Annotated in this window: 9 protein-coding genes; all 9 read right to left on the minus strand. The window is 27.3% G+C overall.

What is annotated here, in order from left to right; genetic code table 11:
• Positions 1-111 precede the first annotated feature (111 nt).
• Positions 112-978 carry a 16S rRNA (adenine(1518)-N(6)/adenine(1519)-N(6))-dimethyltransferase RsmA gene (gene rsmA / locus HZY83_RS00930; RefSeq protein ID WP_179942244.1) on the minus strand — a complete coding sequence of 289 codons (867 nt, stop codon included), beginning with the start codon at positions 976-978 and terminating at the stop codon, positions 112-114.
• Positions 978-1,526 carry a ribonuclease M5 gene (gene rnmV, locus HZY83_RS00935; protein WP_179942245.1) on the minus strand — a complete coding sequence of 183 codons (549 nt, stop codon included), beginning with the start codon at positions 1,524-1,526 and terminating at the stop codon, positions 978-980. Before rnmV ends, rsmA begins: the two co-directional genes overlap by 1 nt.
• Before the next feature lie 172 nt (positions 1,527-1,698).
• The gene (gene aspS / locus HZY83_RS00940) at positions 1,699-3,471 is read right to left on the minus strand and encodes an aspartate--tRNA ligase (RefSeq protein ID WP_179942246.1); all 1,773 of its coding nucleotides are present in this window, start codon (positions 3,469-3,471) and stop codon (positions 1,699-1,701) included.
• 4 nt (positions 3,472-3,475) lie between these two features.
• Complete coding sequence (hisS, locus tag HZY83_RS00945; RefSeq protein WP_370520022.1) at positions 3,476-4,750, minus strand: histidine--tRNA ligase; 1,275 nt, start codon at positions 4,748-4,750, stop codon at positions 3,476-3,478.
• A gap of 335 nt (positions 4,751-5,085) precedes the next feature.
• Positions 5,086-5,529: a BlaI/MecI/CopY family transcriptional regulator gene (locus tag HZY83_RS00950; protein WP_179942248.1), complete on the minus strand. Its 444-nt coding sequence runs from the start codon at positions 5,527-5,529 to the stop codon at positions 5,086-5,088.
• A 9-nt stretch (positions 5,530-5,538) separates the two neighbouring features.
• A complete protein-coding gene (locus HZY83_RS00955; RefSeq protein WP_370520021.1) occupies positions 5,539-7,935 on the minus strand; it encodes a heavy metal translocating P-type ATPase in 2,397 nt (798 codons plus the stop codon).
• Between the two features lie 192 nt (positions 7,936-8,127).
• On the minus strand, positions 8,128-9,321 hold the full coding sequence (locus HZY83_RS00960; protein WP_179942250.1) for a helix-turn-helix transcriptional regulator: 1,194 nt from the start codon (positions 9,319-9,321) through the stop codon (positions 8,128-8,130).
• A gap of 13 nt (positions 9,322-9,334) precedes the next feature.
• Entirely contained in the window at positions 9,335-10,159 is an 825-nt protein-coding gene (locus HZY83_RS00965) for an ABC transporter permease (RefSeq protein WP_179942251.1), read from the minus strand.
• Positions 10,159-11,532 (minus strand): ABC transporter ATP-binding protein, encoded by a 1,374-nt coding sequence (locus HZY83_RS00970; protein ID WP_179942252.1) that lies wholly within the window; start codon positions 11,530-11,532, stop codon positions 10,159-10,161. Before HZY83_RS00970 ends, HZY83_RS00965 begins: the two co-directional genes overlap by 1 nt.
• Positions 11,533-11,585 lie beyond the last annotated feature (53 nt).

The following is an 11,585-nucleotide window of genomic DNA, read 5'->3' on the forward strand; positions in this document are numbered from 1 at the left end:
TCCTTATATATTATAATAAATCTTATAAAAAAAGAATATTTAGCATTTCATTTTAATAAAACACTAAATATTTTCTTTAATTACAAAAATTATTGTTTCTTTATAAGTTCATTAGTTAATTATATTACTGTCTAACAATTTCTTATGTAAATTATTAAATTCATTTATTGTCAATGTCTCACTTCTTCTGGTAGGATCAATATTTACTTCCAAGCATATATTCATTAATAGTTCTTTTTTATCTTTACCTATAAAAGTAATAAGATTATTCATTAAAGTTTTTCTACGTTGTGAAAAACAACTTCTGACGAACTTGAAAAATTTCTCCTCATTAACATTAAATTCTTTTTTCTTTTTCGTTAATATTCTAACTACTGCACTCTCAACATTAGGTGCAGGAACAAATACTTTTTTAGGAACAGTAAATAAATATTCTACATCTGTATAATAATTTAATAGTATAGTTAATGAATTATAGTCTTTAGTTCCTACTTTTGCATTTAATCTATTAGCAACCTCTTTTTGCATCATTACTACATAACCATCAATTAATGTAGTATTTTCTAATAAATGCGTCAAAATAGGAGTAGTAATATAATAAGGTAAATTAGCAACTACCATAACTTTATCACAATCAGCTAATTCCGACTTTATAAATGCATCAACATCTACTTTCAATATATCTTCATTAATAATTTTTATATTATTATAATCGATAAGTGTCTCTTCTAATATTGGTAATAGCCTTGTATCAATTTCGAATGAAATAACTTTTTTGGCTTTTTTCGCTAATGCTTCTGTCAATGAGCCTATTCCAGGGCCTATTTCTATTACCATTGTATTCTCATCTATTTGTGCTCCGTCCACTATTCTATTTAAAATATTATTATCTATTAAAAAGTTTTGACCAAAACTTTTTTTAAATTTAAAATTATATTTTTTTAAAATTTGAAATGTTTTTTTAGGTGTACCTATCATTAATCATTACCTTCTATTTTATTAATCGTATCTATTAATTTCTGCTTTGAAATATTGTACATATTTAATTTATTTAATAACTGTTTAGCATTCGTGTATTCTATATTTAATTCTTCACAAAGTTTTTCTCTTAAAACCTTTGAAGTTTTTCCTGCAACTAATCCTAAATTTATTAATAAATCATTAGTTATGTCATACTTAACATTTTCTAGAGGAGTATAACATTTTCTTAACGCAAAAATAATATCTTCTTTACTCGCAGCTTCTACTCCTATTTTTCCTTTTTTATCCACAGCTTTTTTATTAGATATATAAGCTTGCTTAGCTGTTGGAATATTTTGTGTTATTATATTTCTTATGCGCTTTCCTGCATAATCTGGATCTGTTAATATTATTATTCCTCTATCTTTTGATAAAAGTTTAAGTCTTTCTATTTTTCTTTTAGTAATTGCTGAACCATTAGTTTCGAACGTATCACATTCTACAGCCTCTTTTACTCTGTTAGTATCATCACGTCCTTCAACTACTATTATTTCTTTGATTTTCATAACAAATTTCCTTAATAATTAATTATAAATAATATAATATCACATTTAATAATTATATTGTAGTAATATATAAATTTATACACATAAAAACACGTTCTTTAAGATAAACACTTTTTAGTTTTGTTTGTATCTTTATAGAACATGTTTTTTATAATAGTATATAATTTATTTATTATTTTCTTATAACAGAAATATTTAATTCTAGTAATTGCTCTAAGTCAACTTTAGACGGTGATTCTGTCATTAAGCAAGAAGCATTTGCTGTTTTAGGGAACGCTATAGTATCTCTCAGATTATCACGCCCTGCAAGTAACATAACAAATCTGTCTAATCCTAAAGCACAACCTCCATGAGGTGGAACTCCATATTCAAATGCATCTAATAAGAATCCAAATTGACTTCTTGCACTCTCTTCACTAAATCCTAAAGCTTTTAACATAGAAGTTTGAATATCTTTGTCATATATTCTTATACTTCCTCCACCTAGCTCATAACCATTTAAAACTATATCATAAGCTTGAGCATACGCTTTTTCTGGAGAAGTTTCTAATAAATGAATATCTTCTACTTTTGGCATAGTAAATGGATGGTGTGCAGCACTGTATTTACCACTTTCCTCATCGAATTCTAGTAAAGGCCAATTTACTACCCATAGATAATTAAATTTATTAGAATCAATTAAATCTAAATCACGTGCTAATTTTTGACGTAATGCCCCTAAAGACGCATAGCATACTTTATTGCTATCAGCTGCAAATAAAATTATATCTCCTACTTCGGCATCAGTTCGTTCTTTAATCTTAGTAATTACTTCTTCATCAAAGAATTTTGCTATTGCTCCAGTAAATCCTTCTTCCGTAACTTTCACCCATGCAAGACCTTTTGCTCCATAGTTAGCTACATAATTTCCTAGAGCGTCTATATCTTTTCTAGAATACTTGTCAGCAACACCTTTAGCTACTATACATTTAACAGCTCCACCTTGCTCTATAGCATTAGTAAACACTTTAAAATCAATATTTTCTACTATATCGCTAACATCTTTTAGTTCCATACCAAATCTCGTATCAGGCTTGTCACTACCAAATCTTTCCATAGCTTCGTTATAATCCATTCTCTCGAATGGTAACTTAACATCTATTCCCTTAACTGCTTTCATTACGTGAGCTATTAAGCCTTCAATCATAGTAATAATTTCATCTTGCGACATAAAGCTCATTTCCATATCTATCTGAGTAAAGTCTGGTTGACGATCAGCACGTAAATCTTCATCACGGAAACATCTAGCTATTTGATAATATCTATCAAATCCAGCAACCATAAGTAATTGTTTAAATAACTGCGGAGATTGAGGTAAAGCATAAAATTCTCCTGGATGTACACGACTAGGAACTAAATAATCTCTAGCTCCTTCTGGCGTAGATTTTGTTAAAATTGGCGTTTCTACATCTGTGAAATTTTTGCTATCTAAGTAGTCTCTAGTAGCTTTTGTTATTTTAGAACGTAAATGTATTACTTCTGCAAGTTCTGTACGACGTAAATCTAAGTAACGATATTTCATTCTTAATTCTTCACTTGATAAACTTGCATCGTCAAGAACAAATGGTAATGTTTTAGCACTTGATAAAATTTCTACTGTATCAACAATAACTTCAACTTTTCCTGAGCGAATTTTATCATTCACAGTTCCCTCGCTACGTAATACTACTTCTCCTTCTACAGATACTACATATTCGTTACGTAATGTGTCTGCTATTTTATGAGCTTGTTCATTTTTTTCTCCAGAAAATATACACTGAACAACTCCCATTCTATCTCTCACATCTATAAAAATTAAATTACCTAAATCACGACGTTTACTTACCCATCCCTTTATGGTAACTTTTTGTCCTACATATTTTTCATCTATTAATCCTGCATAATCCGTTCTACCGTAAGCACTCATATTATTATTTTCCTCCAATTTTTTCTTCAAAATATTTTAACACATTATCTATATTAACTGTTTCTTGTGTGAAATTTGACATATCTTTTACTATAACATTATTTTCTGTTAATTCTGTATCTCCTATTATAATAGTATACTTAGAATTATATCTATCAGCTAACTTTAATTGTGCCTTCATTTTTTTATCAAAATAATCATTTTGTACTTTAAAATTATTAAGACGTAGATTATTAGTTAACTTAACAGAAAATTCTCCTGCTCTATCTCCCATAGAAACAACAAATATATCAATACTATCATCTATAGGTAACTTAATATTTTCATTCTCTAATGCTAGTAATAGTCTTTCTATACTTAATGCAAATCCAATACCTTTTTCTCCAGTAGGACCTCCTAGTAATTCTACTAGCCCGTTATAACGACCACCACCACATAAAGTTTTTAGTTCTACTTCGGGATTATCTATCATAATCTCAAAAGCTGTATGAGTATAATAGTCTAAACCTCTTACTAAATTACTATCTACTTCATAGTTAACATTTAAATTATCTAAATGTTTCAAAACTTCATTAAAATAGGCTTTTGATTCTTCTCCTAAGAAATCTAGCAGTTTCGGGGCTGTTGACATAAGCTCATGATGAGCATCAACTTTACAATCTAATATTCGCATAGGATTTTTATGTAATCTGTTTTTACAGTCATCACAAAATTCATTTATTCTAGGTTGAAAATGTTTTACTAAAGCATCATTATATTCTTGTCTCTCATTTGGATTCCCCAAAGAATTAATATTAACCTTAATATTATTAATTCCAAAAGATTTATAAATGTTATATGCTAAACTAACCACTTCTGCATCAATTCGTGGACTTTCTTCACCAATAACTTCAACTCCATACTGAACAAATTGACGATATCTACCTTTTTGTTTTCTCTCATACCTAAACATAGGACCAATATAAAATAACTTTTGTGGTTTTATACTTTCGGCAAAAAGCTTGTTTTCTATATACGAACGAACAACTCCAGCAGTTCCTTCCGGTCTAAGAGTTAATGAACGATTACTTTTATCAAAAAAAGTATACATTTCTTTCTGTACTATATCCGTTGTATCTCCTACTCCTCTAGCAAATAAATCTGTAGATTCAAAAATAGGAGTTCTTATTTCACTATAACAAAAATTTTGACTTATATTTCTCAATTCATCTTCTATATATTGCCATTTTCGTGATTCTTCTGGCATTATATCTTGCGTTCCTCTAGGAATATTAATTATAACCATTAATATTACCTCCTTTCTTGCTAATCAAAATACAAAAAATCCCATACAAGCAAATTGCTTATATGGGACGATTCAATCTCGTGGTGCCACCCTAATTCATACTTAAAAAGTACCTTTAATTAATTTAAAATATTAATTTGTTCAAAGTAGTGTTCCTTATTTTAAAAATTAATGTTAAGTTTTCCAGCCACGAACCCAACTCTCTGTATCAACAAATATAAAATAAAATCTACCTTGCATTACTCTTATCACAATAATTATTTAATAATACTATACTAAAACTAGAGAAATGTCAAGAAAAACATAATTTATTTTATTAAAATAGTTAATTAATTATTAGATTCATTATTTTTCATCAATGGTTTACATAAACACTGTCCCTTATTACAATTACATTTTATAATGTCAGGAGCTGTCAACTCTAAATTTTGCAGTTTAGTTATAATATTTCTAATATCTGACTTATTCATCTTAGAAATTTCTAGAATATATCGTATTAGCTCGGCTTGTTTAGTATTACATACTAAATCAAATATACTATCTATTTTTTGATAAATTATATCGTCTTTATTAAGATTAGCTGAATAAAAGAATGTCTTGCCAATTTTTTCTATGTTCAAACAATTTTTTTTTACCAAACGAGAAATTAATGTTTTTACTGTTGATATGCTCCACTTCAAACTTGTATCTAAATTCTTATGAATAGTTAGTGCATCTATTCTAGGATTTGCCCATACTATTTCCATAATTTTCCATTCTGCTTGCGTAATCATAAAACCTCCCTATTTATTAATCCAATAATTTAATCTAAGTGCATTTAACACCACAGAAATAGAACTAAAACTCATAGCTAATCCTGCTAACATAGGGCTTAAAAGTATAGGATATAATATTCCAGCTGCTATAGGTATCCCTAAGATATTATAGAGAAATGCAAAAAATAAATTTTGCTTAATAGTTTTCATTGTTTTTCTCCCTAATTTAACAGTAGCATGTACGTCCATTAAATCATTGTTCACTAAAACTATATCTGCTGATTCTATAGCTACATCAGTTCCTTTACCTATAGCCATACCTACTTGAGCTTGAGCTAATGCTGGAGCATCATTAATACCATCACCTACCATAGCAACAACTCTACCTTCTTTTTGAAGATTTTTCACAATATTTGCTTTTTCATCAGGAAAAACTTCAGCATATACCTTATCAATATTAGCTTTTTTAGCAATACCTTGAGCAGTAATAGTATTATCACCAGTTAACATAATAACATCAAGACCTAATTTCTTAATAGAAGATATAGCTTGCGTACTACTTTCTTTTATCTCATCTGCAACAGCAAACAATCCTATAATTTTATTATCTAAAATTACAAATAAAGCTGTTTTTTGATCATTCGAGAATTTTTCTGCCTCTTTTTCAAAAATTATCTCTTTAGCATATTTTTTAGCTAATGTAATATTACCAATATACACATCTTTTTCTAAAATTTTAGCATAGACACCCAAACCGTCTAAAATTTTATAGTCATCTGCAGCTACCATAGAAATATTATTTTCTTTGGCTTTATCAATAATAGCTCTCGCTAATGGATGAGTAGATAATAATTCAACACTACTTGCATAAGTTAATAATTGTTTATAATCAACTTTAGTCAATATATCCGTAACTACTGGTTCTCCTTTTGTTATAGTTCCTGTCTTATCTAAAACTATAGTATCTACTTCACTAACTCTCTCAAGAGATTCTGCATTTTTTATCAAAATACCATAATTAGCACCTTTTCCTGTTGCTACCATAATCGCAGTAGGAGTCGCTAATCCCAAAGCACAAGGACAAGCAATAACTAATACTGAAATAAAAGTCTCCCACGCCAATTGTAAATCTTTACCAATAAATATCCAGTACAACAAGGTTAATAATGCTATAGAAATAACCGCAGGAACAAAGTAACCGGCTATTCTATCAGCTAACTTGGCTATAGGTGCTTTTGAACCTTGAGCTTCCTCAATAAGATTTTTTATTTGAGATAAAACAGTATCTTCTCCTACTTTAGTAACTCGATAATAAATAGAACCATTCTTATTCAAACTAGCTCCTACAACATTATCTCCTAAATTTTTATTAACAGGTATACTTTCTCCAGTTAGCATAGATTCATCTACTTGTGCAGTACCTTTTTCTACTATTCCATCGACAGCTATTTGTTCTCCTGCCTTTGAAATCAGCAAATCACCTACTTGTACTAATTCAATAGGTATAACTTTCTCTTTATCTCCTTCTATACGTGTTGCATACTTTGGAACAAGGTCTAATAAAGATTGTACTGATTTTGTCGTTTGCTTCTTAGCTTTTTGCTCCAAATATTTACCCATAGTGATCAAAGTTAAAATAACTGCCCCTGATTCAAAATAAACATCCACTTTCTTACCATTAAGGATAAAGAAAATAGCTACTACTCCTTGAATAAAAGCTGCTAAAGTTCCTAATGCAACTAATGTATCCATATTAGGACTCTTATTTATTAAGTTTTTTATTCCTTTGGTATAGTATGTGAAATTAACAACAATAATTGGAATAGATAAAATAAGTTGAAAAATAGCCATATATAAATTATTGTGTAGAATGTGAGGAACTGGTAATCCTACCATATGACCCATCGAAAAATATAACAGCGGTATTATGAATAACAATGACAACAACAATCTATACTTTAACTTATAATCTACATTATCTTCTAAATTATTAGTCATTTTATCTATAATATCAATCTCATATCCTAATTTTTTTATGTCATTTATTATTTTATTAGTTACTTTTATATTAGAAGTAACATACAACTTCTCATTAGAAAAATTAACTTGAGCTAATTCTACACCTTCTATATCGTTAACAATTTTTTCAATTTTACTAGCACAATTAACACAACTCATACCTTTAATATGAAAAACTTCTCTATATTGTTTTTGCGGTAAAGTGTCATAACCTAGATTAGCTACTTCTTTAGCAACAACATCTAAAATATTTTTATCACTATAATCAAATGTTAACTTTTCTGTAGCAAAATTAACACTAATATTTTCTATTCCTTCTATATTTTGCAAATGTTTTTCAATCTTATTAGCACAATTAACGCAACTCATACCTTTTATAGTAATTATTTTTTTCAAATTTATCACCTCATATTAAAAATATATAATAAAATTATTATCTACATTTGTAAATTATAGTTTACATACTTCTTATCTATATGTCAAGATATTAAATTATATAATAAATAAAATATTTGTAATCATCATAATAAACTATAAAACTAATAATTGGAATAAAAAAAGATATTAGAATAAAAATTCCAATATCTTTTTTTTATTTTATATATTTTTTTCTTTTGCTGATAATTCTCGATATTTTAATGGCGTTATTTTTTCTAAAGATTTGAAAATTCTAATGAAATAACTAGTATCATAATATCCAACATAATCAGATATTTCAGAAATAGAAAAATCTGTATTGCTTAGTAAATACTTAGAATTAGATATTCTCTTATTATGGATATAATCAACTATACTAAAGCCCATCTCTCTATTAAATATCGAAGATAAGTAACTCTTATTTACACCTAAATGATCACTAACATCATTTAAGCTGATTTTTTCTCTTATGTGATCATTAATATACAAAATACAGTTTCTAACTACTTGTTGTTTATTTTTATAACGTTCTTTATCTATTAATAAACAATACTTTCTAATTATATCTTCAGAGAAGTCATAATTATCAAGTTTATTTTTTATATTTATCCATAGACTATCAACATCTATCAAGTTAGCTTCACTATTAAGTAACATTGCGTGCAATACATCATTAACATAATTTAATTTTCTTCTATGAGCATTGTCTTCTGTAGGATAATCTACACAAGTTAATGAGTACCCACGTAAATCAAACATCATTTCAATTTTTGTAATGTCCCCTAACAATAAAGCTTCTCTTAGTTCTCTATGTAACTTAGCTTGATTTTCTAAAATTTCATTTACACCATACTGAGTATCATACGTTATTTTTTTAGTAGTTTTTACGCTAGTATCTTGGAATATTTCTATTTCATCCAAATAGTTGATATCTTCTCTCTCAGCAATTAGTTCTAACAAATAATTGAATTTCTTTTTATTAGTAACTGGAAACGATACAACTAAATTTTTAACATTGTCTTCAATATCTAAACTTTGTTTTATCAACATTTCTTTGTAATCATTAACTGAAATATAATTTTCTAAGTATGGAGATAAAATATAAAATTTATTTTCATTCTCTTCACTAGGAACAAATAAAGTATATACTGCAACTGAGCTGTAAACTTTAACTAATTTTTCTTTTTTCAAATTATACTCTATAGATTTTCTCATTCTTTGTAGATATCTTATGACAACAGTCTTGATATCATTATTAGAAAACTTTATTTTATCTATACTTTCTTCATAATTATCAAAGCTACCACATACAATTTGATTATCTATATCAAGTATATCTAGTATTCTATTTAACTTATTTAAATTGCTTTTCATCTACACCCTCCAATTAATCCAAAGTTACATCTCGTCTAGCATTAATTACGTATGAAATACCCATAAATAAAACAATGTAACACAAAGTCATAAGGAATAATTCTGTATTATTTAATTTATAAAACTCTTTCACCGAACTCTGAGTTAATTCAGAATTATAATAATTTACTATTAAATATACATTAGTAAATATATATTTTGCTGCAGAAAATTTAGTAGCTACCCAAGCAGATAATGCCGAAACAATATTTTGACCTAGGATCATAACCATTAATGCTACTAAAGACAATATTTGCGTTTTTACCCAAGTACATATTAATAATACTAAAGATATAAAAAATATAATATATACTAGCATAACTAAAAATGTAATACCTAATTGTTGCCAAAGTAGTCTACCAAAATAACCATCAGGCATTTTTTGGGTTAACAAACCATAAAAATCAAATCCATTTTTATAAACAAGATATTTTTGAATAAACAAATCAAATATAAACCCTACAATTGTCATAAAGATAGTATTAATTATGGCTACAAATATTTTTGCAGTTAAAACAGCACTTCTAGACTTCGGTTTAGAATATAAGAACTTAATAGTTCCTTTAGAATATTCTTGCGAAAGGTTGTTAGCAAAAATTATCATTGAAAAAATAATTGCTATATTTATTACAATCATAAACGAATTATCTATTACAAGCGTATAATCTGGAAGATTTTCACCATAACTAAATTTACTTACGTACTCAATTAAAATAATTAACCCAAACATAATTACAAAATATAATAAAGTAGTTTTCTTTTTATAATCTTTTATAAACTCATTAATTAATAACTTCATTATTTTGTACCTCCTTTACCTGTTATCTCCAAGAATCTTTCTTCAAGAGATTTTTTAACTACTTTAACTGTATCAATTTCTACATAGCTGTTTACTAGATAAGAAATGATTCTAGCTTTATCTTCTCTTTGAAGATTTTCAAAAACAAAGCCATTTTCAGTAAGTTGATAATTTATTTCTAAATCTTTTATTAATTTTTCAGCTAAATTATTATCATAAGTAGCTATTAATGTTTTCTCTACATTTTCTGAGATTAGATTATTTATATTGTCATCAGCTATTATACGCCCTTTTTCTAGAACTATAATACGATCTGATACTTTCTCAATCTCATCAAGTAAGTGTGAAGAAACTAATATAGACACTCCTCTTGAGGCAATTTCTTTTAATTTATTACGAAAATCTTGCACACCTTGAGGATCTAGTCCATTTACAGGCTCATCTAAAATTAATATTTTTGGATTAATCAATAAAGCTTGTGCTAAACCTAATCTTTGACGCATACCTAAAGAATAAGTTTTTACTTTTTTTCTAGCAACTTTCTCTAGGCCAACAAATTCCAAAACTTCTTTTATTTTTTCTTTTGTTATTTTTTTTGTAGAAAGACGTGCCAATTGTTTTAAGTTAGCATATCCTGTCATATAATTATAAAATTCTGGAGATTCTATCATTGATCCTACTTCTGCAAGCATTGCAGTATCACCTAAACCAAGTGATTTTTCAAAACAGAAAATATCTCCTTTTGAAATTTTTGTTAGACCTACTAACATACGCATAATTGTTGTCTTACCACTACCATTAGGACCTAGTAATCCAATTATTTCTCCTTCACGCATATCAAAAGTAATATCTTCTACAATAGTTTTTAAACCTATTTTTTTCTTTAGTCCTATTACTTCAAGAACAGTTTTTTTGTTTTCTTTAGTTTCCAATTGTTTGTTAGCATTAACATCATTAAATGCTACTTCATTAGCTATAAAAGATACATCGTTAGATGAGTTTTCAGATAATTTTAAATCAGTAACTAAAGTTTCATCTTTATTTAATTTTTCTTTCTCTTTTTCTATTGCTTGATCTAATTCTTCTCTATTCATTACTAAAGTATTTTCTAGATTATCTGAATCATTATTTTCTTCAGAAACCTTATTTTTTATTTCTTCTAATAATTCCAAATACTCTGAATTACCTTTTATATTTTCCGATTCTAAATCCTCCTGCTTAGAGTTGTCAAAATCATTTTTAGAGAATTTATCAATATTTTTTTTGTTATTTGTGCTTTCAAATAGCACTATGCTTTCATCGTTACTAAGATCTTTTTCATCATCTATTAAATTTTCATTTAATTTCTCTTGTTCTTTTAATTTATTAGTCATTAACACAATCTCCTCTCTTTAAAATTTTTACATTTATTATAACACAATAAATA

It is taken from the genome of Gemella sp. GH3 (assembly GCF_013415425.1).
GTDB lineage: Bacteria > Bacillota > Bacilli > Staphylococcales > Gemellaceae > Gemelliphila.